General features: G+C 62.7%; 20 protein-coding genes. 9 read left to right on the top strand and 11 right to left on the bottom strand.

Annotation, left to right across the window (positions count from 1 at the left end):
* Positions 1 to 70 precede the first annotated feature (70 nt).
* Complete coding sequence (locus BUS06_RS31260) at positions 71 to 1,132, top strand: alkene reductase (RefSeq protein WP_074268188.1); 1,062 nt, start codon at positions 71 to 73, stop codon at positions 1,130 to 1,132.
* A 92-nt stretch (positions 1,133 to 1,224) separates the two neighbouring features.
* Here BUS06_RS31260 and BUS06_RS31255 read toward each other — a convergent pair whose 3' ends face one another.
* Positions 1,225 to 1,752, bottom strand: coding sequence for a GNAT family N-acetyltransferase (locus tag BUS06_RS31255; RefSeq protein WP_254369014.1), 528 nt, complete (start codon positions 1,750 to 1,752; stop codon positions 1,225 to 1,227).
* Between the two features lie 232 nt (positions 1,753 to 1,984).
* Here BUS06_RS31255 and wrbA point away from each other — a divergent pair, with 232 nt between their 5' ends.
* On the top strand, positions 1,985 to 2,587 hold the full coding sequence (wrbA, locus tag BUS06_RS31250; RefSeq protein WP_074268186.1) for an NAD(P)H:quinone oxidoreductase: 603 nt from the start codon (positions 1,985 to 1,987) through the stop codon (positions 2,585 to 2,587).
* A gap of 270 nt (positions 2,588 to 2,857) precedes the next feature.
* Entirely contained in the window at positions 2,858 to 3,298 is a 441-nt protein-coding gene (locus tag BUS06_RS31245; protein ID WP_074268185.1) for a hypothetical protein, read from the top strand.
* A gap of 48 nt (positions 3,299 to 3,346) precedes the next feature.
* Here BUS06_RS31245 and BUS06_RS31240 read toward each other — a convergent pair whose 3' ends face one another.
* The 9 genes from BUS06_RS31240 to BUS06_RS31200 form a co-directional block, all read right to left on the bottom strand.
* A complete protein-coding gene (locus tag BUS06_RS31240) occupies positions 3,347 to 4,906 on the bottom strand; it encodes a DHA2 family efflux MFS transporter permease subunit (RefSeq protein ID WP_074268184.1) in 1,560 nt (519 codons plus the stop codon).
* Positions 4,907 to 5,009: 103 nt separating this feature from the next.
* Positions 5,010 to 6,299 carry an HlyD/EmrA/EmrK family protein gene (locus tag BUS06_RS31235; protein ID WP_074268183.1) on the bottom strand — a complete coding sequence of 430 codons (1,290 nt, stop codon included), beginning with the start codon at positions 6,297 to 6,299 and terminating at the stop codon, positions 5,010 to 5,012.
* 44 nt (positions 6,300 to 6,343) lie between these two features.
* Complete coding sequence (locus tag BUS06_RS31230; protein ID WP_074268182.1) at positions 6,344 to 7,894, bottom strand: efflux transporter outer membrane subunit; 1,551 nt, start codon at positions 7,892 to 7,894, stop codon at positions 6,344 to 6,346.
* A gap of 39 nt (positions 7,895 to 7,933) precedes the next feature.
* Positions 7,934 to 8,371: a MarR family winged helix-turn-helix transcriptional regulator gene (locus tag BUS06_RS31225; RefSeq protein WP_074268181.1), complete on the bottom strand. Its 438-nt coding sequence runs from the start codon at positions 8,369 to 8,371 to the stop codon at positions 7,934 to 7,936.
* A 226-nt stretch (positions 8,372 to 8,597) separates the two neighbouring features.
* Positions 8,598 to 9,449, bottom strand: coding sequence for a carbohydrate ABC transporter permease (locus tag BUS06_RS31220; protein ID WP_074268180.1), 852 nt, complete (start codon positions 9,447 to 9,449; stop codon positions 8,598 to 8,600).
* A gap of 10 nt (positions 9,450 to 9,459) precedes the next feature.
* Complete coding sequence (locus BUS06_RS31215) at positions 9,460 to 10,422, bottom strand: carbohydrate ABC transporter permease (protein ID WP_074268179.1); 963 nt, start codon at positions 10,420 to 10,422, stop codon at positions 9,460 to 9,462.
* Positions 10,423 to 10,495: 73 nt separating this feature from the next.
* Complete coding sequence (locus BUS06_RS31210; protein ID WP_074268178.1) at positions 10,496 to 11,749, bottom strand: ABC transporter substrate-binding protein; 1,254 nt, start codon at positions 11,747 to 11,749, stop codon at positions 10,496 to 10,498.
* A 34-nt stretch (positions 11,750 to 11,783) separates the two neighbouring features.
* Positions 11,784 to 13,772, bottom strand: a complete 1,989-nt coding sequence (locus BUS06_RS31205) for a beta-galactosidase (RefSeq protein ID WP_074268177.1) — start codon at positions 13,770 to 13,772, stop codon at positions 11,784 to 11,786.
* Positions 13,773 to 13,787: 15 nt separating this feature from the next.
* Positions 13,788 to 14,957 carry an ABC transporter ATP-binding protein gene (locus tag BUS06_RS31200; protein ID WP_074268176.1) on the bottom strand — a complete coding sequence of 390 codons (1,170 nt, stop codon included), beginning with the start codon at positions 14,955 to 14,957 and terminating at the stop codon, positions 13,788 to 13,790.
* Between the two features lie 191 nt (positions 14,958 to 15,148).
* On the opposite strand from BUS06_RS31200, the gene BUS06_RS31195 reads away from it, so the two are divergent.
* Complete coding sequence (locus tag BUS06_RS31195) at positions 15,149 to 16,195, top strand: LacI family DNA-binding transcriptional regulator (RefSeq protein ID WP_074268175.1); 1,047 nt, start codon at positions 15,149 to 15,151, stop codon at positions 16,193 to 16,195.
* Here the strand turns inward: BUS06_RS31195 and BUS06_RS31190 are convergent, their stop codons facing one another.
* Positions 16,196 to 18,523, bottom strand: a complete 2,328-nt coding sequence (locus BUS06_RS31190) for a bifunctional diguanylate cyclase/phosphodiesterase (protein WP_074268174.1) — start codon at positions 18,521 to 18,523, stop codon at positions 16,196 to 16,198.
* A 581-nt stretch (positions 18,524 to 19,104) separates the two neighbouring features.
* On the opposite strand from BUS06_RS31190, the gene bcsD reads away from it, so the two are divergent.
* The 5 genes from bcsD to bcsB all read left to right on the top strand — a co-directional run bounded on the left by bcsD (position 19,105) and on the right by bcsB (position 26,135).
* The gene (gene bcsD, locus BUS06_RS31185) at positions 19,105 to 19,560 is read left to right on the top strand and encodes a cellulose biosynthesis protein BcsD (protein ID WP_074268173.1); all 456 of its coding nucleotides are present in this window, start codon (positions 19,105 to 19,107) and stop codon (positions 19,558 to 19,560) included.
* A 91-nt stretch (positions 19,561 to 19,651) separates the two neighbouring features.
* Positions 19,652 to 20,623, top strand: coding sequence for a cellulose biosynthesis protein BcsP (gene bcsP / locus BUS06_RS31180; RefSeq protein WP_074268172.1), 972 nt, complete (start codon positions 19,652 to 19,654; stop codon positions 20,621 to 20,623).
* Complete coding sequence (gene bcsQ / locus BUS06_RS31175) at positions 20,620 to 21,408, top strand: cellulose biosynthesis protein BcsQ (RefSeq protein ID WP_074268171.1); 789 nt, start codon at positions 20,620 to 20,622, stop codon at positions 21,406 to 21,408. Before bcsP ends, bcsQ begins: the two co-directional genes overlap by 4 nt.
* Positions 21,405 to 23,615 carry a UDP-forming cellulose synthase catalytic subunit gene (gene bcsA, locus BUS06_RS31170; protein ID WP_074268170.1) on the top strand — a complete coding sequence of 737 codons (2,211 nt, stop codon included), beginning with the start codon at positions 21,405 to 21,407 and terminating at the stop codon, positions 23,613 to 23,615. The genes bcsQ and bcsA overlap by 4 nt, the downstream gene beginning before the upstream one ends.
* Positions 23,616 to 23,672: 57 nt before the next feature.
* Positions 23,673 to 26,135, top strand: coding sequence for a cellulose biosynthesis cyclic di-GMP-binding regulatory protein BcsB (gene bcsB, locus BUS06_RS31165; RefSeq protein ID WP_254369013.1), 2,463 nt, complete (start codon positions 23,673 to 23,675; stop codon positions 26,133 to 26,135).
* Positions 26,136 to 26,140: the final 5 nt, after the last annotated feature.

Raw genomic sequence — 26,140 nt, 5'->3', positions numbered from 1 at the left:
TCGCCGCGCTTCTTTCATCACGCTGTTCTTATTGTCCCGGGCCGCTGCCCGCCAGGAAAGGTGAATACTTATGCCGACGCTTTTTGACCCGCTGCAAATTGGCGATCTCACGCTGCAAAACCGCATCATCATGGCGCCGCTGACGCGTCAACGCGCGGGCGACGTCCGCGTGCCGAACGCACTGATGGCGAAGTACTACGCCGAGCGCGCCTCGGCCGGCCTGATCATCAGCGAGGCCACCTCGGTCACGCCGCAGGGCGTGGGTTACGCGGCAACGCCGGGTATCTGGTCGCAGGAACAGGTTGAAGGCTGGAAGCTTGTCACCAGCGCGGTTCACGCGGCGGGTGGCAAGATCTTCCTGCAGTTGTGGCACGTCGGCCGCGTGTCGGACCCGATCTTCCTGAACGGCGACCTGCCGGTTGCGCCGAGCGCCATCGCGCCACAAGGCCACGTGAGTCACGTGCGTCCGCAGCGTCCGTTTGTGACGCCGCGCGCGCTCGATCTGGCCGAGATTCCCGCCATCGTCGAGGCTTACCGCAAGGGTGCTGAAAATGCCAAGGCCGCTGGTTTCGACGGCGTTCAGGTGCATGGCGCGAACGGCTATCTGCTCGACCAGTTCCTGCAGGACAGCACGAACCATCGCACCGACGCATACGGCGGCCCGATCGAAAACCGCGCTCGCCTGATGCTCGAAGTGGTGGATGCGTGTATCGAAGTGTGGGGCGCGAATCGCGTCGGCATGCACCTCGCACCGCGCGGCGACGCACACACGATGGGCGACTCGAACGCCGCAGCGACGTTCGGCTATGTCGCGCGTGAACTCGGCAAGCGCAAGATTGCGTTTATCGCGGCACGTGAAGCGCTCGGCGAGAACCGCCTCGGCCCGCAACTGAAGGCGGCGTTCGGCGGCCCGTACATTGCCAACGAAAGATTCACGAAGGAGTCCGCACAACAGGTGCTCGACGCAGGCGAAGCGGATGCCGTGGCGTGGGGTCAACTGTTTATCGCCAATCCGGATCTGCCGCGCCGCTTCGAACTGAATGCGCCGCTGAACCAGCCGAATCCGGCGACGTTCTACGCCGAAGGCGAAGAGGGTTACACGGATTATCCGGCGCTGGAAACGGTGGAGTAAGCGCAGGAACACGTGCTGCAACAGGCACTGGATCGCGCGTTGCAATGAGCGCAAGTCACGCCTGAACGTGCGGCGGACGCAACCGGAATGTGTTACCCGGTTGCGTCCGCCGCAGTCACATCGCGGTACATAAAAACCCGTTTTGTTTCGTCAAGCCCGCGCGCCACGTGCGCGGCGCGGATTGCCCGCAATTTCGCATCGAGGCGCTCGCTTTCGATCACGCTAAAACCCAGTCGCCGGTAGTACGGCGCATTCCACGGCACATCGCGAAACGTCGATAGCACCAGCTGCGGCACACCCGCGCGACGGGCGAGTGCGGCCACCTCGTCGATCAGCCTGGCCCCGATGCGCCGCCCCGACCATGTGGTCAGAACATCGAGTTCCTCGATATAGAAACGCTTCGCCAATCGCGCGAACATCACAAAAGCGACACAGTTCCCCGTATCGTTCACCGCTACGATGATTTCCGACGCCTCGATCTTCCGGCGCACAAAGTCCACGTTCATCGGCCGGGCGTCCGCAATGCCGGTCAAGCCGACCGTAGCAAAGCGCTGCGCGGCTTCGTACTCGATCGCCCGCACCACCTCTGCCTCATCGGGCACAGCAAAACGATAACTCATGGCAAACGGATCCAGCATAAGCGTCCGCTACAGATGACTAACAGAAGGCAGTGTCGCACACTCCAAAACCCGGGTTCACTGCAGATCGGTTACCCAACGACAACGCCGGCCAGGCGCTCCACGCATACACAAGTTACGCCCACGCGCGCAAAAGCGGTGCTACTGTTAGATGCGCAGGCCGTTCAAATGCATCACTTCCCGTCAGGCGCGGCCGCTCACCCCAGGAGACATCATGGCGAAAGTATTGGTTCTCTACTACTCGATGTATGGCCACATTGAAACCATGTCGGAAGCGGTGGCCGAAGGCGCCCGCTCGGTGCCAGGCACCGAGGTCACGGTCATGCGCGTGCCCGAAACCATTCCGGCCGATCAGGCGGCGGCTCACGGCGTCAAGCTCGACCAGAAGGCGCCCGTAGCCAAACCCGACGATCTGGCGAATTTCGACGCCATTATCTTCGGCACGCCGACACGCTTCGGCAATATGGCCGGCCAGATGCGCACGTTCCTCGACCAAACCGGCGGCCTGTGGATGAAAGGAGCGCTGGTCGGCAAGGTGGGCAGCGTGTTTGCTTCGACCGGCACGCAGCACGGCGGCCAGGAGACCACCATCACCTCGTTCCATAACACATTGATGCACCACGGCATGGTGGTCGTGGGCGTGCCGTACGCATGTGCGGGACTCGTGAAAATGGACGAGATCACGGGCGGCACACCTTATGGCGCGACAACGATGGCAGGTGCAGACGGTAGCCGCCACCCAACGCAGAACGAACTGGAAATCGCGCGCTACCAGGGAAAACACGTTGCCGGAATCGCGGCGAAGTTGGCTAATTAAGCGCACTGGCGCGAGCGCGGACTGAATGCAGAGGGCCGTGAATGCCAACGCGGCGCGCGACACGTGAGCAACGCGCGCGCCGACTAGTCACACTAAATGAGTGCTTCGTTGTGTCACTGCGCTGACACAGAACGTTCACCTGAGACCGCGGCATAAGCCCAAAACAAAAAAACCTCCATAAAATTGGAGGTTTTAACAAAATTTAATTTGGGTTGCCGTCTTATATCAAGCAGACTGCGTAAACAGCACGGTCCGTTGACGGAGAAACTCATGAACGTTGAAGATACATGGGACGGTCACATGCGCCGCGCGCACATCGACGCCGCACACGAGCAACACGTAGCGGCGTCGCATGCACAGGCCGCCCCGCTCGCGCGACGCGCGATGCTGGTTTGCATCGCATTGGTGTGTGTATGGTCGATCGTCGAAACACCCTGGGAACTGAACCCCACTGATGGCCTCACGCGCTTCCTCGCGCTGATGCTCGCCAAATGCCTGCTACTAGCCGTCGGTGCCGCGGCATTTTTCGGGGTTCGGTATGCTCGCACCCTGTTTGTTTTCCTCTGCGCATCGAGCGTGTTCGCGGTCGCCTCTACGCTACCGTTCGAATACACGATCTCGCACGAGCTGTTCACGCTCTCGTTAGTCGAATGCGTGTGCAAGGTCGCGCTCGTCGTCAGCTATGCGACCTGGTATATAAAAAGCCATTGAGCGAGCGGCGCGTAGTACCACGCGCCGCGGCAGCACGATCGGGACTGCTTAGTGCGCAGCGGCAGCCGCTGCATCCGCACTGCCCTTACCCGGTTTCGTCAACCAGATCAGCGGAATGATGGCGATAAAGATCACCGCTGAGAGCCAGAAGATGTCATTGAGGCCAAGCATGGCCGCCTGCGCGTCGAGCGAACGTTCGAAGAATGCGAGCGCCTGATGCGAACCACCACCGAGTGTCGTTTGCACTGCATCGAGCCCGGAAACAAAGGTTGGATTGTCGACGCTCGATTGTTCCGCGAGGCGAGCGTGATGCAGGATCTGGCGATTGTTCCAGCCTGTGCTCGCTAGCGAAGTCCCTACGGCGCCGGCAAACACGCGCACGAAATTCGACAGACCAGCCGCAGAGGGAATCTTCTCGGCAGGTAGTCCCGAGAGAATGATCGCGGTCAACGGCACAAAGAAAAAGCCGGTCGGGAAGCCCTGCAGCAAAGTCGGAAGCACGAGCGTGCGAGTATCGACGCCCGTCGTATAACCCGAGCGCATGAAGAACACGGCCGCAAAACCGAGGAACGCCAGGGTCGCAAGCACACGGGCATCGGAACGCGGCAGGAGCTTCGCGATGACCGGCGAGAGCAGCACGGCGAAGATGCCGAGTGGCGCCATGACGAGACCCGCATCGACGGCGCGGTAGTTCAGATACTCTTGCATCCATTGCGGCAACAGCACGAGGTTCGAGAAAAACACGGCATACGCCACCGAAATCGCCGCGGTTCCGCCAAGAAAATTTCGTCCTGCGAACAACCGCAGGTTGACGATCGGATTTTTCTCCGTCAACTCCCAGATCAGAAAGAAAGCGAAACTGATCAACGCGAACACCGTTAGCGCGACGATGACCGGCGAGTTGAACCAGTCGAGATCCTTGCCTTTGTCGAGCATCACCTGCAGCGAGCCCACCCAGGCGATCAGCGACAGCAGACCTACCTTGTCGATGGGCAGACGTTTGGTCGGCGTTTCGCGCTCGCGATAGATGGCCCACGTCACCGCCGCGGCAAAGATGCCTACAGGAATGTTGATATAGAAGATCCATGACCATGAATAGCTGTCGGTGATCCAGCCTCCTAACACCGGGCCGGCAATCGGACCGACAGTCGCAGTCATCGCCCACAGCGCCAACGCAAGCGAGCTCCTTTCCTTTGGATAGGAGCCGAGCAGAATCGCTTGCGACAGCGGGATCAGCGGACCGGCCACCGCGCCCTGCACGATCCGCGCTGCAAGCAGCACCGGCAGGTTCGGCGCGAGGCCGCACAGCCACGACGACACCACAAACAGCAGGATCGCCCAGACAAACAGTTTGATCTGTCCGACCCGCTGCGTCAGCCACCCGGTGAGCGGAATCGAGATCGCGTTGGCGGCCGAGAACAGTGTGATCACCCAGGTGCCCTCGTCCACCGATACGCCGAGGTTACCGGCGATGGTCGGAATCGCGACGTTCGCGATCGACGAGTCCAGCACGTTCATGAAAGTGGCCAGCGCCACGGCGAGAGTCGCCAGCACGAGCTTGCCGCCGGAGAGCGGCGCGAGTGCAGCGGGATTGGTCGATTGATTCATTTCATCACCCGTCGGAAGGATCGACGGTCAGAGAGCGTGCACGTCTATCTGACCTGTCAGCTAATACGGCAAAAAAATTGGCGTCTGCGTGGGCTGTTGAAGGTCAACCGGCGTTCCGCGATGTCGCGTGACGTACGGCGATCTTCTGCGGAGTACTCTTCGATGCACCCTGGCTGAGCGGTATGTTCTGGGCGATGATCTGCTCGATCTGGGCCTCGGCTGCCGCGCCGTACTGGGCGAATACATCCGTGCGGTACGTCGTGTTGACTGCAGCGGCCAACTGGGTGCCGGACTCGTCATGTGTATTCACTTCGACCTGCATCGACAGACCGATCCGCAACGGATGCGCATCAAGTTCGTGCTGGTCCAGTTGTACGCGCACCGGCAGCCGCTGCACGACCTTGATCCAGTTGCCGGTGGCGTTCTGCGCCGGCAATACATCGAAAGCCGCGCCGGTGCCGGCCGAAAAGCCCACCACCTTGCCGTGATACTGGACATTCGATCCGTAGACATCAGCCGTCAATGTGACGGGTTGACCGATGCGCATGTGCCGCAGTTGCCCTTCCTTGAAGTTCGCATCAACCCACACCCCGTCGAGCGGTACGATCGCCATCAGCGGTGTGCCCGGGGCAACACGTTGGCCGACCTGCACCGAGCGACGCGCGACATAGCCAGTCACCGGCGCGGGCAAGGTATTGCGTGCGTAGTCGAGGTAAGCATTGCGCACCTTCGACGCCGCGGCCTGGACATCCGGATGCTGGCCAATCGTGGTACGGTCGGTCAGCGCGTGATTTGCTTCGGCTTGCTGACGCGCTGCCTCGAGCGACGCCTCTGCGGACCTGACGGAGTCCTGAGCATGCGAAATATCCTCTCCCGACACGGCCCCCGTTCCGGCCACGGCTTCACGACGCTTCAGATCGTCATTCGCGCGTGCCAGGTCCGACTCGCGCTGGGCGATGTTTGCCGCGTAGAAGTCGTTGTTCACATAGAGACCGCTGACTTGCCGCACGGTCTGGCCGAGCGTCGCTTCAGCGTTCAGGAGTGCGACCCTTGCGTCGGCGCCGTCCAGCGTGACCACCGGATCACCCTGCTTGACGATCTGCGTGTCGTCCGCGTTGACGGCAACCACCGTACCGCTGACCTGCGGGGTCAACTGCACGAGATTGCCGCTTACATAGGCGTCGTCGGTAGACTGCTCGAAGCGCCCAATCGTGTAGTAGTACCCACCGTAGGCAGCGCCGGCCACCGCGACAGTGGCGGCCAGCAGTATCAGCATAAGCTTGCGCTTGCCGGGATTCTGCGTGTCGCCCTGGCCAGCCTGCTCGGGCTGTCCGGTCTGCTCGGGTTGTCCGGCTTGGGCCGGCGCGCGCTCGATAGTGGTTGTATCGCTCATTTCAATGACTCCGGGCAAAGAATGAAGGTGTCGCAAAACGCGCCTTAGCGTGCGGCGACGACAGGGTTGGGTCGAGCCGCGGATGCATCCGGCTGGCTGCTTGTGTTGGACCGTTCGCCAGTGCCTGCCTTGGCCTCTGCACTGGCACCGGTGTCCTCCGTGTAACCGCCGCCGAGCGCTTGCGCGAGCGCAATCTGCTGATCGCGGCGATTCATCTTCAGATTGGCGACCGACTCGTCGGCAGCGAGTGCATTGGTGTCGGCATTCAGCACCGTGAGCTGATTCGTCAGCCCCGCCTTGTATTGGGTTAGCGCCAACTGGTAAGCGCTGCGCGCGGCGTCCTGGGCAGCCTCGGCGTCGCCGAGCTGGGTGTCGGTGGAACGGATCTGCGCGAGCTGCGTGGCGACTTCCGAGAGCGCCGTAACGAGCGTCTGGTTGTAGCCCGCGACGGCATCGTCAAAATCGGCGTAGCGCCCTTTCAGTTGCGCGCGCAGTTCGCCGCCGTCGAAAATCGGCAGATGGACCGCCGGCCCCGCGTTGGCGGTGCGGCTTGCTGCGGTCAGGAAACGGCCGAAGCCGAACGCATCCAGACCGATAGCCGCGCTCAGGTTGATGTCGGGGTAAAACTCAGCCTTGGCTTCCTTGACGTCGTGCGTCAGCGCATCGACGCGCCAGCGGGCCGCCACCAGATCCGGGCGACGGCTGACGAGATCGGCCGGGAGGTTATCGGGCACACGCACCTCATCGCCAATGCCGAGCGTGGGCCTCGCAATCGACAGGCCGCGATCGGGACCTGCGCCGAGTAAAGCAGCCAGTTGATAGCGTGTGGTGACGATGCTGCCGTCGAACGAGGCCAGCGTGGCGCGACTGGTGGCGAGATTGGCCTGCGCCGTTTTGCGCTCGACTTCGGTATCCAGTCCGTTGGCAATGCGACCCGCCGTGATGCGGTCGATCTGCTCGCGCTGCTCGACCTCCTGTTGCGCGATGTCGTGCAATGCGTACAGCCGGGCCAGCTGGTTGTAGTTGCGCGCGATCGCCGAGGTCAAGGTCAGCTTGACGACCTCCGCATCCGCTTCGCTTGCCTGGAGTTGGGACATCGAAGCCTTGAGCGCCTCGCGATTCTTGCCCCACAGATCGAGGTCGTACGAAGCTGTCAGCAAGCCCTCGTTTTCCGATTGCCAGCTGCCGGCATAAGGTGGCGGGATCAACGCGGTACCCGAGTACTGCTCGCGAGTGAACGAGTAGCTCGCGCCTACCTTGGGCAGCGTGCTCGACTTCGCCGTTTCGGTATATGCCGCGGCAGCGGCAATACGGGCGCGAGCCTGCGCGAGTGTCGGACTACCCTGCAGTGCTTCGGCCAGCAGTGCCTTGAGTTGCGCGTCGCCGAACTGGTTGGCCCAATCCGTTGCCGGCCAGCGGCCCTGATCCGACGGGATGCTCTGCTGGGTCGCGAAGCTCTGCGGCTGCGCCATCTGCCTGTCGCTGGAGATGCCCGCATAGTTGGCGCACGCCGACAGCACCGCCGCGCAGATCACGGTTACGCTGGCCTTCGCGAGCCGCAAACCCGCGATCTTTCCATTTAACTGTGACTTCATTCTCTGACCTGTCAGATATATGGGTAAAAAAAATGCCTCTCAGCTCTCAAGGAATTTCTTGAGCAAGCGGCCGAACTCTTTGTACTCTTCTTTGCTAAAGCTCTTGAGGCGCCGGTTCAGTACCATTGGTGCGATGTCGGGAATCTGACTCGCGACTTCTCGGCCCTTCTTCGTGAGTGTCAGGTTGACCACCCTCCGGTCTTCGAGGCTACGCGAGCGCTCCAGCAGGCCTTTGGACTCCAGTTTGTCGAGCATTCGGGTCATCAGGCCGGTGTCGATACCGAGGAACTTCGACAACTCAAACGGCGTGGTCGCCACGCCGCGCTGCATGGACAGCAGAATGCCCATTTGCTGGCTGGTGATCTCCAGGTCCTTCAGCGCGTTGTCCAACTCCGCGATCAGGAGGTTGCGGGCCTTGTTGATGAAAAAGCCGATGCTTTCCTCCGACTGAAACCGTTCTTTCGTGTAGTGATCCATCGCTGACTCCGTGATCGTTGCAATGCAGATTATCTGACATGTCAAATACTGTCAAGCAAGATTTTTAGCATTTTCGGGAGCGTCTCGGCGTAGGAACCACTGAGTTTCTCGTCCGAGGATACGTGAAAGGCGACAACCGCAAAAAAAGCCCGCATCAGCGGGCAACCCTCTCGGAGGAGAACACGGAACATCGCTTCGAACTCAGCGCATCACATTACCTCGGCCATCACCCTTTCGTCGCGCCAAACGTCAACCCCGCGACGAAATGTTTTTGCATCGCAAAGAACATCGCCACGGACGGCAGCGCCGCCAGAATCGACCCCGCCGACACCAGGTTCCACGCCGTCGTCCACTGCCCCTTCAGCGCGGCCACTCCGACGGTGATCGGCGCCGCCTCATCGCCCTGCGTCAGACACAGCGCCCAGAAGTAGTCGTTCCACACGAACGTGAACACGAGAATGGCGAGCGCCGCGAGCGCTGGGCGGATCAGCGGCAGGACAATCCTGAAGAACACGGTCCATTCGTTGGCGCCTTCAATCCGCGCCGCCTCAACCAGCTCGAACGGCAACTGCTTGATGAAGTTGCGCAGGAACAGCGCACAAAAGCCCGTCTGGAACGACACATGAAACAGGATCAACGCGCCGACTGTATTGAACAGCCCAAGCTTCAAGGACAGATCCCGCACCGGAATCATCAACACCTGCACCGGCACGAAATTGCCCGCCACGAAAGTGGCGAACAATGTGCTGTTGCCCCGAAAACGGTAGATAGCCAGTGCAAAACCCGCCATCGCCGCCAGCGTGATAGACCCGGCCACCGCGGGCACCGTAATCAGCACGCTGTTCCAGAAGTAATGCAGCATCGGCGAGGTGGTCAGCGCGTCGCGATAGTTGTCCCACATCGCAAAGTGCTTCGGCCAGCCCCAATAGTTGCCTTCGCTTAGCTCATCGGATGAGCGCACCGAGGTGACCAGTACAGCGATCATCGGCAGCAGCCAGATCAGCAGCGCCACCGGCAGCGAGAGTTTGTATAACCGCCGTGAAGTCGGCCGCCATTTGTCGATCGGCATCGGATACATATCGGGCTCCTTATTGCTCGGCGCGCAGCATCCGCCGCAGGTGATAAACGATGTAGACCAGCATGATCGCGAACAACACCACGGCGACCGCCGCGGAATACCCCACCCGGTAATACTTGATCGCCTGGTCGTACATGTAATACGCCAGCACGGTGGAACTCTCGAACGGCCCACCGCCCGTCATCACCGAGATCAGGTCGAAGCTGCGCAACGCGCCGATCACCGTGACCACAATCGCCATGAAGGTGGTAGGCCGCAGTTGTGGCAGGATCACATGCCACAGCATCGACCAGCCCTGAGCGCCTTCCATGCGAGCCGCCTCCACCTGCTCGCTGTTCAGCGAGGTCAGTCCCGTCAGATACAGAATCATGCAGTAGGCGGTTTGCGGCCACAGCGCCGCGAAGATGATGCCCGGCGTCGCATAACGCGCATCGCCGAGCACCGGTACGCCGTGCCCGAGTATCAGCGCGAGCAGGCCGAAGGTGGGATCGTAGAACCACGAGAAAATCAGCCCGACCACCACGCCTGAAAGCACAAACGGCGCAAAGAACAGTGACTTGACGACGCGAATGCCGGCCACAGCCTGGTTCAGATACAGCGCGACAGCAAGCCCCATGGGCGGCGCCAGCAGAAACAGCAATAACCAGATCAGATTGTTTTTTAGCGCGGTGTAGAAAGCGCGCGTGTGGAACAGCTCCAGATAGTTCGCTATACCGACGAAACTGGGATCGGTCATCCCATCCCAGTTGAAAAAGCTGATGCGGATCGTCGAGAGAATCGGCCAGATGACGTAGATCGCCACCATCACGCAAGCGGGCGCGAGGAAAACAAACGCCGCACGCTGTTGCCGGCGCGCCGTAGGCGATGGACCGCGCTGCTGCTTCGCCGCACGCGGCAAGGCGCTGCCGGAGGAGCCCGAAGCTCCCGGCCCGGCATTGCCGGTAATGGATTGACGGCTGACGGAGTGAACCACGGCGAGTCTCCTGCTCGATCTCGATCAAGCGCAGGCAGCGCGAAGCCGCCCACGCTCACTTCTCGTACTTCTCTTACTTCTTGTAGATACGCTGCCGCGTCTGCTCAAGCTGCGCCAGCACGTCGTCGAGCTTCGAAGGATCGGAGATAAACTGCTGCATCCCCTTCATGCCCTCGTCGGCCATCTCCTTGGTCATGTCACGATCGTAGAACTGCGCAATGCCGCCCTTCGTGTTGGCGAGAATCTGGAAGCCGATTTTCGAAATCGGATCTTCCGGTTCCGGCGACTTGCTGTTCGCGGACAACGACCCGAGCCCCGTCGCAAGCTGTGCGCCGATCTCCGGCGTTTCGACGAAGGCCAGGAACGCATGCGCATCCGCCTTGTTCTTCGCTTTCGACGGAATATGCAGCGACTCGACCGGGCCATCCTCGGCGGTCGGCACCTTCGAATCGATGATCGGGAACTGGAAGTAGCCCATTTCCGGCTTCACGTTTGCCGGAAAACCGCCGGTGATGAACGTCCCCATCAGCATCATCGCGGCCTTGCCCTGGAACAGGAACGGCTGCGCCGCGTCCAGATCGTAGGAGAGCGAATTGTCGATAAAGTAGCCGTCGTCGATCAGTTGCTTCCACGTCGTGTACACCTTCTTCACGCGCGGATCGGTGTACGGCACTTCACCGGCCATCAGTTTCTGATGGAATGCGTTGCCGTTCAGGCGCAGATCCAGATAGTCGAACCAGCCGGCAAGCGTCCAGGCATCGCGGCCACCCACGGCGATCGGCGTAATCCCGGCCGCTTTCAACTTCTTGCAGGCGTCGAGAAATTCGTCCCACGTTTTCGGCTCGCTCGCGATCCCCACCTTCTGGAACAGGTCCTTGCGATAGAACATGCCCCACGAGTAGTAGACGGTCGGTGCCGCGTACTGCTTGCCCTTATACGACGAGGCTTCCTTCGTCGAGGCGTAGGTATTGTTCCAGCCGTTCTTGCTCCAGTCTCCGCTCAGGTCCTCGAACAGGCCGCGCTGTGCGTAATACGCCATCCGTTCACCGTCGTGCCAGTTCACGATGTCGGGTGAGACCGTCGACAGCCAGCCAGGCAATTGCACCTTGTAGGCTTCCTCATCGATAAACGACACGTTGACGTCCGTGCCCGGATGGGCCTTCTTGAACTCGTCGATCACCTGCTGCCAGACCGCCCGTTGACTGGCGCCCTTGAACGCGATGTTGATCGCGAGTGTGCCTGCCTGCGCGCTGCCGGCCATCAATGCCGCTGCGGTGGCCGCCGTCAGCGCGACGGCAACCAGAACCTTCCGAAGTTTGAATTGCATGCCTGTCTCCTTGGTTTTTACGTCGTTTTAAGCTCTAACTGGTCCGATAAACTGCCACGCCCTGCGGCCCGATTTCACGCGAGCCGATTACAAATGCATCGTCCGCGACATCCGCGAGCGTATGAGACTGCTCGCCGTAATTCAACACGTACGCCAACCCACCGCGCCGGCTGATACGCAAACCGTCGCCGAGCGCCGTCACATCAAGTCCTGCTTCCCGCGCGACGCCTGCAAACAGTCGCGTCGTCAGGACGTCGTCGAAGATGCTCGCCAGGTAGTGAATCGAACCGCTCCGAACATACGCGGGATGACCGTCGGCGAAACGGCCGCGAATCTCGAGCGCTGCCGCGCTGGCCGACTCCGACGTTTCGATCAGATCGCGCCAATGCCGCCCTACCCCGTCCTCGAGGCTTGGGCTACCCGCGAGCCTGACCGGTTCAGTCACATTGGGCCGCAGCGACTCGACGCGCCACACGCGCATCGGCAATACCGAGGCCAGCGACCCCGGCGGCAACCCCGCGGGAATCTGCAGATCGTCTGTCTTCGAGCCGGTGCGCGGCCCGAGCACGACTTGTGCGCCCGAACGGGCCAGACGCTGCGCGAAGTCCGCGGGCACCACCGGCAACGGCGGCACGACAATCATCCTGTAGCCATCGAGCGGCGCATCGACCGGCACCACGTCGACATCGAGACCCAATCCACGCAGTGTCGAGTAATACTCGAAAGCAAAGCGCGGATAGTGGAAGTCCGCACCCTGCGGATGAATTTCGAACAACCACTTCGCCTCGTAGTCGTAGACGAGCGCGACCTTCGAGCGCACGTTCGCATTCGCGTCGGCGTCCGCGGCCAGCACCTTGTGAATCTCCTTGGCCACCTGGGCTGCCTCACTGCCGCCAAGATCCAGCAGGTTATCGGGCGTATTCAAACCCGCGTGCATCTGCTCCTGGGCAAACGGCGCCTGACGCCAGCGGAAATACGACACGCAGCCCGCCCCGTGCGCAAACGCCTCCCAGCTCCACAGACGCACCATGCCAGGCAGCGGCGCCGGATTCCAGTGCGCCCAGTTGACCGGCCCCGGCTGCTGCTCCATCACCCAGAACGGCAGCTTCGACATGCCACGATAGACATCGTGATTGAACGATGCGAAATCCGGATGACCGGTGCGCAGCCATTTCGCCTTGAGTTCGGGCGCAAACCACTGCTCTTCGAGTGCGCCGAGCGGATAGCTATCCCATGTGGCGACATCCAGATCGGCAGCGACCTTGTAGTGATCGAATTCGGTGAACAACTGCATGAAGTTGTGCGCAACCGGCCGGCCTGGCGAGTGCGCACGGATGATCTCGACCTGCATGCGGTTGTAGCGCGCGACTTCATCCGATGCGAAGCGCCGGTAGTCGAGCCGGTGCGACGGATGCGCCTCGGTGACGGTCGCCACCGGCGCGTCGATCTCGTCGAAGCTGCGGTACTCCATGCTCCAGAACACCGTGCCCCACGCGCAGTTCAGCGCATCGATCGTCTGATAGCGCGCCTTCAGCCACTCGCGAAACCGCAGCACCGCCGCCCGCGAATAGCTGACCACCGTCTGATGGCAACCGAACTCGTTATCGGTCTGCCAGTACGCAACGGCCGGATGCTTGCCGTAACGTTCGGCCACTGCGGTGCAGATACGTTCTGAAGCAGCAAAATACGAAGGCGACGAGAAATCGTAGTGACGACGCGAACCGAAGGCCCGCGGACGGCCGTCGACGCCAACCGGCAGGATGTCTGGATGACGGTCGATCAGCCATTTCGGCGGCGTCGCGGTCGGCGTGCACATCACCACTTGCAGGCCAGCCGCACCGAGCACGTCGACGGCGCGATCAAGCCAGGCCCAGTCGTATTCGCCAGGCGTTGGCTCCATCCGGCTCCAGGCAAATTCAGCAATCCGAACCTGTTCGATGCCGAGCGCTTTCATGCGGCGGGCGTCGTCTTCCCACATCGACTCCGGCCAGTGTTCCGGGTAGTAACAGACTCCAAGGCGCATCCGAGTGCCCTTCCTTTACGCGTAGTGTTCGACGGATTCGAGCGAAGCAACGGCGAAGCCGTCTTCGGTGAACAAATGACAGACCGGTGCAGGCGCCCGAAAGGTAGCCTGATCGCCCTGCTTCAGGCGCGTGTCTCCAGGCGCCTTGGCGATCAATACGACGCCCTCGCCTTCTTCAAGGTGGACATAGCTGTGCTCACCGAGCTGCTCGACGAGCGAGACCGCGCGGGTCAGCAACGAAGATTCATGAGCGGTGTCGGCAGGGGCTTCCTGAACCCCTTCGACCATTTCCAGATGCTCAGGCCGCACGCCGAACGTCACAGGCTGCCCGACCCCAAGCGCTGCCCCGTCGACGCTCACACGCACGGTCTCGCCGCTGCCATCGAGCTTCGCGCTCACGCCGCGGGCGTCGATCGAGGCAACCTTCCCTGGCAGAAAATTCATCCGGGGCGAGCCGATAAAACCGGCCACAAAGCGGCTCTTCGGACGGTGATACAGCTCGAGCGGCGCGCCGATCTGGGCAATGCTGCCGTAGCGCTCGGTGTCCTTGCCGGCGTGCAGCAGCACGATCTTGTCGGCGAGCGTCATGGCTTCGATCTGGTCGTGCGTCACGTAGACGACGCTCGCCTTGGCAAACTGCTTGTGCAGCCGGGCGATTTCGACGCGGGTCTGACCGCGCAAGGTGGCATCGAGATTGGAGAGCGGTTCGTCGAACAGAAACACGCCGGGTTGGCGCACGATGGCGCGGCCGATCGCCACGCGCTGCCGCTGTCCACCCGACAAAGCCTTGGGACGCCGGTCCAGCAGCGCTTCGAGTTGCAGGACGCGCGCCGCTTCCCGCACCTTGCGGTCGATTTCGTCCTTGGGCGTTTTGGCGAGCTTCAGGCCGAAGGCCATGTTCTCGAACACGGTCATATGCGGGAACAGCGCGTAGCTCTGGAAGACCATCGCTACGCCACGCTGGGCCGAAGGCACGGCGTTGACGAGCTGACCGCCGATAAAGAGATCGCCATCGCTCACGTCCTCGAGACCGGCGATCATGCGCAACAAGGTGGACTTGCCGCAACCGGACGGGCCGAGAAACACGCAGAACTCGTTCTCGCCGATCTCGAGATCGACATCGCGAATGACGGGTGCACCGTCACCGTACGATTTTTGGACGCCTCTTAACGAAATGCTCGCCATTGCTCCGTCTCCGTGATTTAATCGGCTCGAAGTCGGAGATTAAGCGCTTAATCTGTTCGGCCGAAAAAAATTGACCGCGTGCGATCAATGGCCTGCAGCGTCTCCGAAATCTTGCTGTCTGTGCGATTAATGGTGCCGTGCCTTCATGCCGGACGCAAATTTTGAGAAACAGTCCCACATACTGAACAACCATGCCAACACTGAGCGAAGTCGCACGCCGCGCCGGTTGCACCCCCGCCACGGTGTCGAATGTGCTGCGCAATCGCGGCCGGGTCGGCGCGCAGACCCGGCAACGGGTGCTCGATGCCGTCGAAGCGCTCGGCTATCAGCCGCATCTCGCGGCACGAGCACTTGCCGAGGGCCGTGCGCCAACCATTGCATTGATGGTCTCGAGCATCGCCAACCCGTTCTATCCCGAGTTTGCGCTGGCGGTCGAGCGTGCGGCGCGCGGCAGCGGCCACTTTCTGATCATCTGCAATACGAACGAAGATCCGCTGGCAGGCCGCGCGTATCTGGAACAGATCGCCGGCACGCTCTCCGAAGGCGTGTTGGTCATGAACGCGAATCTCGACTTCGCCGATCTGCACAAGACCGAGGCGCGCGGCGCGCCGGTCGTGCTGTGCATGTGGGAACGTCCGAACGAGCCGCCCGGCCTGCCCTGCGTGGCGGTCGATTTCAGGCTCGCCGGGCAACTGGCCGGACAGCATCTGCTTGAACTGGGGCATCGGCGCATCGGCGCCATCGTCGGCAGCAAGGTGGCCGGCATCCATGCAGCACGTTACGAAGGATTCCTCGACGCGCTGCGCACTGCCGGTCTCGATGTCGCGGATTCGCCCGTGCGCTACGCGCCGGACACGACCCAGGGCGGCTATCGCGCGACCCGCGAATTGCTCGAAGCGGATCCCCGCCTGACCGCGATCCTCGCAACCAACGACCTGCCCGCGCTCGGCGCCCTGCATGCGGCCGCCGATCTCGGCTTGCAGGTGCCGCATGATCTCTCCGTGGTCGGCATCACCGACATCCGGCTCGCCCAGGAATCGCGGCCTGCGCTGACCACTGTCGCCGTGCCGACTGTCGAAGCGGCCGAACTGGCGGTGTCCTTGCTGCGTGAACTGATCGAGGCATCGCCGCGTGGCGTGCGGGCTAACGGCGACGCGCCGCGGATGTGTGTCACGTCGGAGCCAAAGCTCGTCGTGCGTGGCTCGACACGCGCGCCTCGCACCGCTCAGGGTTCCTGACTATTCGCTGGCCGGCCAGGGCAGATGCGGCGCGGACCAGTCGAGTTCCGTGCCGACCACCGAGCGCATTTGCGGCGACTGGATCGCCACCGTCACCGCGACGCACGGCCGTCCGCTCGCGAGCGACAGATAAGGATTACTGGCTACCGGCACGCCCGGCAGCAGCACCGCGTTGCGGAAATACGGGCGATGGTCCCAGCGCGCATCGCGCGGATCGGAGACCGGCTGCAACGTGCCGGCAAGGCTCGTGCTCGCGACGCCAGCCACTTCGGGTCCGATCTGACGCCCCCGGTCATCGAGGATGAAGCAGCTGATGCAGAGGTCCTGCTGCGACAGATCGGCAAACGCATCCTCCATGGCGATGCCGCTCAGCAACGCATCGGCGGCGCTGCGCAAAGCGAACCGGTACGGCTCGACCTTGTTCTCGAACAGCGCATGCAGATGTGCGCGGCCCTGCGCAATCACATCGAACGAGCGGTCGATCATCCGGTTGACCGCGTCCGGCGGCGCGATTCTGGCAGCCGGCCGGCCCAGCAGATAACCCTGCGCGAAATCGACATTCGACTCGACGGCCAGAATCAGTTCCTCGGTCGTCTCGACACCCTCGACCACCACCAGCATGCCCGCCTGATGCAGCAAGGAAACGAGTTTGGGCAGGATCGAATGCTGGGTGTCCGGAATCGTCGCGCGAATCAGCTCGCCGTCCAGCTTGACGAAGTCCGGACGGATGCGGAACAGCCGGTCCAGGTTCGATTGACCCGCGCCGAAGTCGTCCACGGCAATCAGAAAGCCGTGCTGACGATAACGCGCCGCGGCACGCGACATCTCGTCGACGCTGCCGCCATGCGACTCGAGAATTTCGAGGACGATCTTCTCTGGCTCGAGTGCGGCCGAGCGCACGATCGCCGCAAGCTGGTCGGCGTACCCATCTGCGACGAAAGTGGCCGGCAGGATGTTGAGAAAGATCCACGCTTCGTCGGGTATCAGCCGTTGCGCGTTGCCAAGGTGCACCACGTGGCTGGCGCGATCGAGCTCGCCTTCGTCGCTGAGCGGCCGGGGCGCAAACAGCACCGCGGGCGGCACCAGTGAACCATCGCTCTGCTCGCCGCGCAGCAGCGCCTCGAAGCCGACCTGCTTCTGATGCGACAAGCTATAGAGCGGCTGAAAGTGCGACGTCAGGTAGTAGTCTTCCCATCTGGGCCGTGCGCTTCCCGACGGATCGGCCGGGTCGCCGGCAAACAGTAGCTGCAGCGGATCGAACGGACTCGAACGCTCGGCACAGACGCGATTTCTGCCGGACTGTTTGGCGCGCAACAGCGCTTCGTCGGCGCGGTCGAGCAAGGCCATGATGCTCTCTCCCGTGCGATGCTCGGCCACGCCGAAGCTTGCAGTCACGTAACCATCCGGGCGAGCGATACGGGAGACCGCGCCGCGCAAACGTTCAGCCAGTTCAAGCGCGGACGCCAGCCCCTCGCGCCGCAAGATCGCGAACTCCTCCCCGCCGATACGGCTCACGCTATCCTGCGCGATGGTCTGATCCATCAGCACCTGGGCGACTTCATAAAGTGTCTGGTCGCCGGCAGCATGGCCGAACTGGTCGTTCAACGACTTGAAATAGTCGATGTCGACAAAAATCGCGCAGACCTTGACGCCTTCAGCGAGCGTCGAGAGGCGCCGCTCGGCCTGCTCCATGAAGGAGCGGCGGTTTTGCAGGCCGGTCAGCGGATCGGTCGCAGCCAGCTCGGCAAGGCGGTTCTCCAGCAGGAAGTGATCGCGCCGGAACCAGTAGAAGCCGAAATGGAACACCGACGCAGTCGGCACGCCAATCGCCACCCATAGCAACGTGACGACGTTCACATCGTGCGTATACCCTTGCCTGAACAGTAGCGGTAAACCGCTTGCGTAGAACACGACTGTGCCGGCAAAGAAGTGCGTCGGCGTGAGCCAGAGCGGCGCCGCGCAGATCGGAATCACCAGCAAGGCCGGCAGCGCCCACAGTAACGGCTCATTCAGGCCATTGACGTTCAGCGCGATCAGGATCACCAGCACCAGCGTAAACCCAACCCCGAGCGCGCCGAAGATTCCCGTGGTGCGCGCCTTGCGCACGCCCGCCACCAGCAGCGCCAGCATCGCGACACAAGCGAGCCGGTAAGAAATCGAAATGGTGGGGCCGGCTACGAGGCTGCGTGCCAGCACGAACAACAGGGCAGCCACGACCGTAGACGCCATCGTGATCGTCGAAAGCGGGCGCTGCTGGTCAAGCGAACGTCGATGAAAGCGGTCACGCAAATGGGCATCGGTCATGTGTTGCGCGTGGATGGGGAGCATGTTGATAGAAGTCAGCCTGGTTCCGTCACTCTGCCGCTGGTTAACGGCATATGTCTGACAAATATTAATGCCCTCATCAAAAACAAATTTCCGCGGCGAGCGACGCCGCTCGAGCCACGCCGCTGGGCGGCGCGCAGGTCACTCTTACCGCAAGCAAAGCGTCGGCTAGCAGAGCACTTATTCGCGGCGCGGCAGGTGCGTCAATGATGCAACCGCACAACAGTCCTATGCGTCGATCAACGGGCTCAAACCGTTTCAATTCGAGGTCGTGCGTTTTGGTCCTCGCCTTGTACGCCTTAATGCGTAACGGATCGGAAAAAAATTCGCGCAAAGTTTGCTTCTGTTAATGCGCAGTGTGCGCAAGGCCATATAACTTCACGCCGGACGGTGGTAGCGAAATATTTATCTCTTAAGTAGACTGCCGATAAAGGGGCGCCGATCAACATACAGCACGCAGCACAGGTAAAAACAACCGTCGCACGTGCCACGCACGCCTTACCAAAAATCACTTTCAGATGTCCGGATTCAGACACCCGTTTTAACGACGGATAAACAGCAGACGGTCATCCTTTTCGGAAAACATGGTCCCTATTCTCGACTACCTGCTCGACCGCCAGATCTCCCCTCAATGGCGCGGCTTGCTCACTGCATTGGCAGAAGAGTTCGAAGCGCAGATCGGGCAAGGCGAACTGCGTCAGTTGATGTATCGCGTCGGTTGCCGTTTTGCAGCGGCGCATCCCTTGCCGCCCTGCGGCTCGACTGCCGATCTCGCCGAGGCATTCAACGCACGCTGGCAGGAAGCGGATTGGGGTTACGTGGATCTTTCCGACGAACCGGATTACCTGCGCATCGCTCACTCGTGCGCGCCGTTGCATGCTTTCGGCTCCGCCGCGCTCAGCTGGACGCCCGCCTTCCTCGAAGGCGTCTATCAGACCTGGCTCAGCGCACTCGGTGCAGAGGGTCTGTCGGTCGCGCAAGCGAGCGAGTTCGATGAGCACGCAACGATCGAATTCAGGCTTGGCCGCCAGCCGGCATGAGCCCAGTCAGGGGATGGACTTCTACTGGCTGTGACGGCCAGCGGAAACGGGCAACGCAAGACAAGACAGACATGAACAACATGGCGGCGACATGAGTCCTTCGAGCGATATCGAAACCCTCTTCGGGCATTTCGGCGGGAATGCCGGCGACTATCAGGAGATCGGTCGCGAGAACGAGGCCAGCACGGCGCGCACGCGCTGGCCGCTGCTCGTCACGCTGGATCTGACGCAACCGTCGATTCCGGCGATCGTGCAACGGCGCGATGCCGCTTCGAAACAGGCCGACGACGCCGCCCAGGCGCAGGCCGCTGCAGACGACAGGCCCGAGGCGTCCGTCTCCGCCGACACGCCGCTGACCGGGCCGGCGCTGATGCGCAGCAAGGCGCCGTTGTTTGCGCGGCCGCATCGTCGCAACATTCCGCCGGTTGCCAATGTCGTGAAAGCGGACGGACCGCGCGGTGCAGAACGCTTTTCGGCGTTGCCGCAGGTTGCCGATCCGCAGGTCGCCGCAAGCCAGACCGCCGCGCCGGTAGCAGCGGCCGCGGCCGTTGCACCGGCTGCGTCGATTCCGACGGTCCCACCCATCCCGCCGGTCGTGGCATCGACAGCTCCCGGTTTTGCTTCTATCGCTCATATGGGCGACGTGCCGCCGGTAGTGGCTCCGGCCACTGCGCATGCTGTTCCCTCGCAACCGTCGGTTGCGCCCGCTCTGCGCGCCTTCGCACCACCCGCCGCCCCGCTGTTTTCCGCAAAGTTCGCGGGGGCCGGTGTCTCGCGCGTCCCGACCACCTCGTCCAGCTTTACCGCCGGGACGCCGCGCGCAGCTGTAGCGGCACCCGCACCCACACCCGCCCCGGCAGTCGCCACAGCACAGCCTGGGTCGATCCTCGGCAAGCTGTTCAAGCCGGCCGCGCACAACCCGGCTTCAGCCACCGCAACACCCGCGCCTCAAAACACAGCGGCACCGCTCGCGTCAGTATTCGATCGTTTGCGCGGCGAGGCACCCGCCGCGGCAACGCCTGCTCCTCACTCGTGGCTGACCAACGGCCCACGTCGCTCATGAAAGTCATTGCGGTCGTATCGGCGAAGGGTGGGGTCGGCAAGACCACCCTTGCTGCCAACCTGGCTTCCGTTCTCGCCACCAGTGGCCGGCGTGTGATCGCGCTCGACCTCGACCCGCAAAACGCGCTGCGCCTGCATTTCGGTGTGCCGCTCGACAGCATCGACGGCCTCTCGCGCGCCACCCTTAGCGGCGACGCGTGGCAGAGCGTCATGTTCGACGGCGTCGATGGCGTCACGGTGCTGCCCTACGGCGCCGTTCTCGAAGACGACCGCCGCCGCTTCGAAGCGCACATCGATCACGATCCGCTGTGGCTCGCGCATGCGCTCGCCACGCTACGGCTCGAAGCCTCCGACATCGTCGTCATCGACACACCGCCAGGCTCGTCGGTGTATACGCGCACAGCCCTGTGCGCGGCGACCTTCGCGCTGAACGTGGTGCTGGCGGACGCCGCCTCCTACGCGGCGATTCCGCAGATGGAGCGGATGATCGAAACCTATGCCTCGCCGCGTCCGGAGTTCGGCGGTGTCGGCTACGTGATCAATCAGGTCGACCAGTCGCGCCAGTTGACCAAAGACGTCCTCAAGGTGCTGCGCCATCTGCTCGGCGACAAGCTCTTCCCTGGAGTCATCCATCAGGACGAAGGCGTCAGCGAGTCGCTTGCCTGCGACACCACGCTGATTCACTACGATCCGCTCAGCCAGGCAGCCGTCGATTTTCGCTCCTGCGGCCAGTGGCTGATGTCGCGAATCGACGCGATCGCTGTTTCGCCGAGGAGTGTTGCATGAGCACACCGCAATCAGAGGGCATCGATACCGCCGCGCCACCTTCGCGGCTCGAGCGCATCGTCGACGCGCGCCTGTGGGGCAGCACGGTCGTCTCCGTCTGCCTGACGCTGTTTGCGCTGGTGATCCTGTACTTCGTGTTCACCGTGCCGCTGGCGTTCTACGAGCAACTGACCTTCGCGACCTGCTGCTTTATCTGCGCGCTGCTGTTTCGCCGACTGCAGGGACGCTATGCGACGCTCGTCATGATCATGCTGTCGGTGGTCGCGTCAGGCCGCTATATGTTCTGGCGGCTGACGGCCACCACCTACTGGGAGCATCCGCTCGACGCCGTCTGGGGTCTGCTGCTGGTATCGGCCGAGGTCTATTCGACCATCGTGATGATGCTCGGCTACTTCCAGACCGCCTGGCCGCTCAAGCGCGAGCCGATGCCCTTGCCGGCCGACCGCAACGCATGGCCGACCGTCGACGTGTTCATTCCCACGTACAACGAGCCGCTCTCGGTCGTCAAACCGACCATCTACGCAGCGCTCGCACTCGACTACCCGGCCGACAAGCTGTCCATCCACGTGCTCGACGACGGCCGCCGTCCGGAGTTCAAGGCGTTCTGCGAGGAAGTCGGCGTGCACTGGACGATCCGCACGCACAACCGCCACGCGAAGGCCGGCAACATCAACGAAGCACTGAAGATCACCAGCGGCGAGTACCTCGCGATCTTCGACTGCGATCACATCCCCACCCGCTCGTTCCTGCAGATCGGCCTCGGCTGGTTCCTGCGCGACAAGCTGCTGTCGATGCTGCAGACGCCGCACCATTTCTTCTCGGCCGACCCGTTCGAGCGCAACCTCGGCACCTTCCGCAAGGTGCCGAACGAAGGTGAACTGTTCTACGGCCTCGTGCAGGACGGCAACGACCTCTGGAACGCCACCTTCTTCTGCGGTTCGTGTGCGTTGCTGCGCCGCTCGATGGTGGAAGAGATCGGCGGCATCGCGGTCGAGACCGTTACGGAAGATGCGCACACTGCGTTGAAGCTGCACCGCCTCGGCTACACCACCGCGTATCTGGCGATTGCCCAGGCGGCGGGGCTCGCCACAGAAAGTCTCTCGGGCCACATCGGCCAGCGGATCCGGTGGGCGCGCGGCATGACGCAGATCTTCCGGATCGACAATCCGTTGACCGGCAAAGGCCTGAAAATCGGCCAGCGGCTGTGCTACCTGAACGCGATGATGCACTTCTTCTACGGTGTGCCGCGCCTCGTGTTCCTGACTGCACCGCTGTCGTTCCTGTTCTTCGGCGCCCACGTGATCGAAGCCGCGGCCGGCACGATCGCGATCTACGCGCTGCCGCACATGATGCATGCGAGTATCACCAACTCGCGCATGCAGCGTCTGTTCCGCCATTCGTTCTGGGCGGAAGTCTATGAATCGGTGCTGGCCTCGTACATCACCGCGCCGACGCTGCTCGCACTGATCAACCCGAAGCTCGGCAAATTCAACGTGACGGCCAAGGGCGGCCAGATCGAAAAGAACTATTTCGACTGGGCGATCTCGCGTCCCTACCTGTTCCTGCTGCTGTTGAACCTGCTCGGCTTTATCGTCGGACTCGTGCATATCTACCTGCGGTGGGACGTGTCCAGCGAAGTCAAAACCACCGTGCTCAATCTGGGATGGACCGGCTATAACATGCTGATCCTGGGCGCGAGCGTGGCCGCGGCAAGCGAGCGCCGGCAGATTCGCGCCGTGCACCGCGTGGCCATGAAGATGCCGGTGATGCTGAAATTTTCGACCGGCCGCACGCTGGCTTGCCAGACCATCGACTACTCCGAAGGCGGCGTCGGCGTCGAGCTGCCGAACGGCATCCAGGTGCCGATGCACGAGCGCGTCACCGTGTCGCTATTTCGCGGCGATGAGGAATACGCGTTCCCGGCCACGGTCGGCTTCACGGCACCCGGCCGGGTCGGCTTGCGCTTCGATGCCATGTCGCGCGAGCAGGAATACGAGTTCGTGAAGTCGACGTTCGCCCGCGCCGATGCCTGGATGGGCTGGGCCGAAGGCCGTCCAACGGACACCCCGTTGCGCGGACTCTCACACGTCCTGCTGGTCGGCGTACGCGGCATCGCCGGCCTGTTCGAACACCTCTATGAAGATCTGCGCGGCTCGATGCGTAGCCGCCCTATCGATGTCAAAAAGCTGGAAACGAAAAAAGACTGACTTATGGGCCATGGGATTGCGCGGACATACCAACAACACTTGCAAGGCGAGCACGGCATGACAGGATGGGCATTGCGCTTGCGCTCTAGCCGCCTCGTTCGCGGACTTGCCTTATGGCTGGCTTTTCAGACCGCGTTCGCGGTGCCGCTGGCGTCGGCTGCGGAGCTCGTCGCCGGTGCGCCGCATGGCGCCACCGCGCCGCCCGGCACGCCCGACGCCACTGGCGTGGGGAACGTGCCCGCGCCAAGCGCCGCAGTACCGCTCGATCCGAATGCGATCACCCAGCCCGCGCTGGCAACGCCGACTCCGGCGCTCGCGGCGTCCTCGGTGAAAGCGCTCGGCATCAAGACGCCGACCACCGCGGAACCCGGCACGCTGGTATCGGGCGGACGTCGCCAGACGCTCACCTTTGCCGACTTCGGCGCGCTCGATCCGCTGCAGTTGCGCGGCACCGAAGGCCAGAACGGTATCGCCTTCTCGGTGCGTAACGACGAAGTGGTGACCGGCGCGATCCTGCATCTGATCTACAGCTACTCGCCGGCTCTGCTGCCGAGCATCTCGCAACTGAAGGTGCTGATCAACGGCGAAGTCGCGGCAACGCTGCCGGTGCCGCACGAGCAGGCCGGCCTGCTCGTGGCGCGCGACGTGTCGATCGATCCGCGCTTCATCACCGAGTTCAACCACCTCAACGTGCAGCTGATCGGCCACTACACCGAACGGTGTGAGGACCCGGCGAACTCGTCGCTGTGGGCCACCGTCAGCAATGCGAGCTCGCTCGATCTGACCTACGCGTCGCTCACCAGCAAACCGGATCTCGCAGCGCTGCCGCAGCCGTTCTTCGATCGCCGCGATGTGCGGCGCCTCGAGCTGCCGTTCGTGTTCCCGGCCAAGCCTGGCGACGAAACGCTGGAAGCGGCGGGTATCGTGGCGTCGTGGTTCGGTGCGCTGGCTGGCTATCGCGGCGCGCTGTTCCCTGCCCAGGTCGACGAAGTGCCGCTGTCGGGCAATGCCGTGATATTCGCCACTGCCGACCAACGGCCCGCCGGCGTGACGATTCCCGCGATCTCCGGACCGACCATTGCGGTGGTGGACCGCGAAGCTCCAGCGCGCGGCAAACTGCTGCTGGTGCTCGGGCGTAACGAAGCCGAACTGAAAACCGCCGCGAAAGCACTCGGTGTCGGCCAGAGCGTGCTCTCGGGAGAAAGCGCGACGATCACACAACTGAACGAACTCGCCCCACGCGCTCCGTACGACGCGCCGAACTGGCTGCCCACCAACCGGCCGGTGCGTTTTGGCGAACTGGCCGATGCCCGCGATCTGACCGTCTCCGGCTACGATGCCGACGCCGTGCGCGTCAACCTGCGCGTGCCGCCCGATCTGTTCATGTGGCACACCAAGGGCGCGCCGATCGACTTGCGCTACCGCTATACCGTGCGGCCGACGCCGGACCGCTCGTCGCTGAACATCAGCATCAACGACGGTTTCGTCCAGGCGCTGCCGATTCCGGCGCGACCCGCCTCGGTGTTCGAGCTCGGCCACTATTTCAACAACATCCTGCCGGACAAGACCGCTGACGCGCGGCGCACTGTCTATATTCCGCCCCTGCTGCTGACGCCGCGGGCACAGTTGCGGCTGCATTTCTACTACGACATTCCGAACACCGGCGAATGTCACGGCCGCTTGCTCGACAACGTGGTGGGCTCGATCGATCCGAATTCGAGCATCGACCTGTCGTCGTTCCCGCATTACATGGCGTTGCCCGATCTGGCGGCGTTCGCCAACAGCGGCTTTCCGTTCACGCGGATGGCGGACCTCTCCGAAACCGCCGTGGTCCTGCCAAACGATGCCGACTCGAGCGACTACAGCCTGTACCTGCTCGAGATGGGCCGCATGGGTGCCTCGACCGGCTACCCCTCTACGGGCGTGACCGTCACGAGCGCCGACCAGGTCGATCAGAACGCCAACAAGGACCTGCTGATTTTCGGCTCTCCCGACCGTCAGCCGCTATTGCAGCGCTGGGCCAAATCGATGCCGTTCTCGAGCGATGGCGACTCGCGCACGTTCGAGCTCTCCGACATCGTCTTCAAGCTGGAAGACTGGTGGCATGGCGAACGCGGCGTGGAACGCGCGCCGGCGCGCGCGGACCTGTCGCTCGTCAGCTCGAACGGCGCGGCCCTGCTGACCGGTTTCGAATCGCCGTTGCAGAAGGACCGTAGCGCCGTCGCGTTTGTCAGCGCCGCGGGCCAGTCGGATGCGGACCTGAGCTCGGCCCTGCTCGACGCCGACGTGTTGCCGCAGATCCAGGGCGCGATGGCCGTGATCCATGGCCGCAGCGTCACGATCACCTCGAACGGCGTGGCTTACTACATCGGCCATCTGTCGCCGCAGGAATATATGCGCTGGGCGCTGTCGTCGCACCCGCTCCTGCTGCTACTCGGCGGCGTCCTCGCCGCGCTGATCATCGCCGCGCTGTTCTACCGTGCGCTGCGCTCGATCGCCGCGCGCCGCCTGAAGGATTGATATGG

This window comes from Paraburkholderia phenazinium (assembly GCF_900141745.1).
Lineage (GTDB): Bacteria > Pseudomonadota > Gammaproteobacteria > Burkholderiales > Burkholderiaceae > Paraburkholderia > Paraburkholderia phenazinium_B.
This window is presented reverse-complemented; position numbering and strand designations above follow the sequence as displayed.

What these genes read in the sequence shown, in the direction of transcription:
- BUS06_RS31230 (WP_074268182.1), bottom strand. Translation starts at nt 7,894, where the DNA reads ATGAAGTCACAGTTAAATGGAAAGATCGCGGGTTTGCGGCTCGCGAAG.
- BUS06_RS31220 (WP_074268180.1), bottom strand. Translation starts at nt 9,449, where the DNA reads ATGTATCCGATGCCGATCGACAAATGGCGGCCGACTTCACGGCGGTTA.
- BUS06_RS31260 (WP_074268188.1), top strand. Translation starts at nt 71, where the DNA reads ATGCCGACGCTTTTTGACCCGCTGCAAATTGGCGATCTCACGCTGCAA.
- BUS06_RS31210 (WP_074268178.1), bottom strand. Translation starts at nt 11,749, where the DNA reads ATGCAATTCAAACTTCGGAAGGTTCTGGTTGCCGTCGCGCTGACGGCG.
- bcsP (WP_074268172.1), top strand. Translation starts at nt 19,652, where the DNA reads ATGAGTCCTTCGAGCGATATCGAAACCCTCTTCGGGCATTTCGGCGGG.
- BUS06_RS31255 (WP_254369014.1), bottom strand. Translation starts at nt 1,752, where the DNA reads ATGAGTTATCGTTTTGCTGTGCCCGATGAGGCAGAGGTGGTGCGGGCG.
- BUS06_RS31200 (WP_074268176.1), bottom strand. Translation starts at nt 14,957, where the DNA reads ATGGCGAGCATTTCGTTAAGAGGCGTCCAAAAATCGTACGGTGACGGT.
- BUS06_RS31235 (WP_074268183.1), bottom strand. Translation starts at nt 6,299, where the DNA reads ATGAGCGATACAACCACTATCGAGCGCGCGCCGGCCCAAGCCGGACAA.
- bcsQ (WP_074268171.1), top strand. Translation starts at nt 20,620, where the DNA reads ATGAAAGTCATTGCGGTCGTATCGGCGAAGGGTGGGGTCGGCAAGACC.
- BUS06_RS31240 (WP_074268184.1), bottom strand. Translation starts at nt 4,906, where the DNA reads ATGAATCAATCGACCAATCCCGCTGCACTCGCGCCGCTCTCCGGCGGC.
- BUS06_RS31190 (WP_074268174.1), bottom strand. Translation starts at nt 18,523, where the DNA reads ATGCTCCCCATCCACGCGCAACACATGACCGATGCCCATTTGCGTGAC.
- BUS06_RS31225 (WP_074268181.1), bottom strand. Translation starts at nt 8,371, where the DNA reads ATGGATCACTACACGAAAGAACGGTTTCAGTCGGAGGAAAGCATCGGC.
- BUS06_RS31245 (WP_074268185.1), top strand. Translation starts at nt 2,858, where the DNA reads ATGAACGTTGAAGATACATGGGACGGTCACATGCGCCGCGCGCACATC.
- BUS06_RS31195 (WP_074268175.1), top strand. Translation starts at nt 15,149, where the DNA reads ATGCCAACACTGAGCGAAGTCGCACGCCGCGCCGGTTGCACCCCCGCC.
- wrbA (WP_074268186.1), top strand. Translation starts at nt 1,985, where the DNA reads ATGGCGAAAGTATTGGTTCTCTACTACTCGATGTATGGCCACATTGAA.
- bcsB (WP_254369013.1), top strand. Translation starts at nt 23,673, where the DNA reads ATGACAGGATGGGCATTGCGCTTGCGCTCTAGCCGCCTCGTTCGCGGA.
- bcsD (WP_074268173.1), top strand. Translation starts at nt 19,105, where the DNA reads ATGGTCCCTATTCTCGACTACCTGCTCGACCGCCAGATCTCCCCTCAA.
- BUS06_RS31205 (WP_074268177.1), bottom strand. Translation starts at nt 13,772, where the DNA reads ATGCGCCTTGGAGTCTGTTACTACCCGGAACACTGGCCGGAGTCGATG.
- bcsA (WP_074268170.1), top strand. Translation starts at nt 21,405, where the DNA reads ATGAGCACACCGCAATCAGAGGGCATCGATACCGCCGCGCCACCTTCG.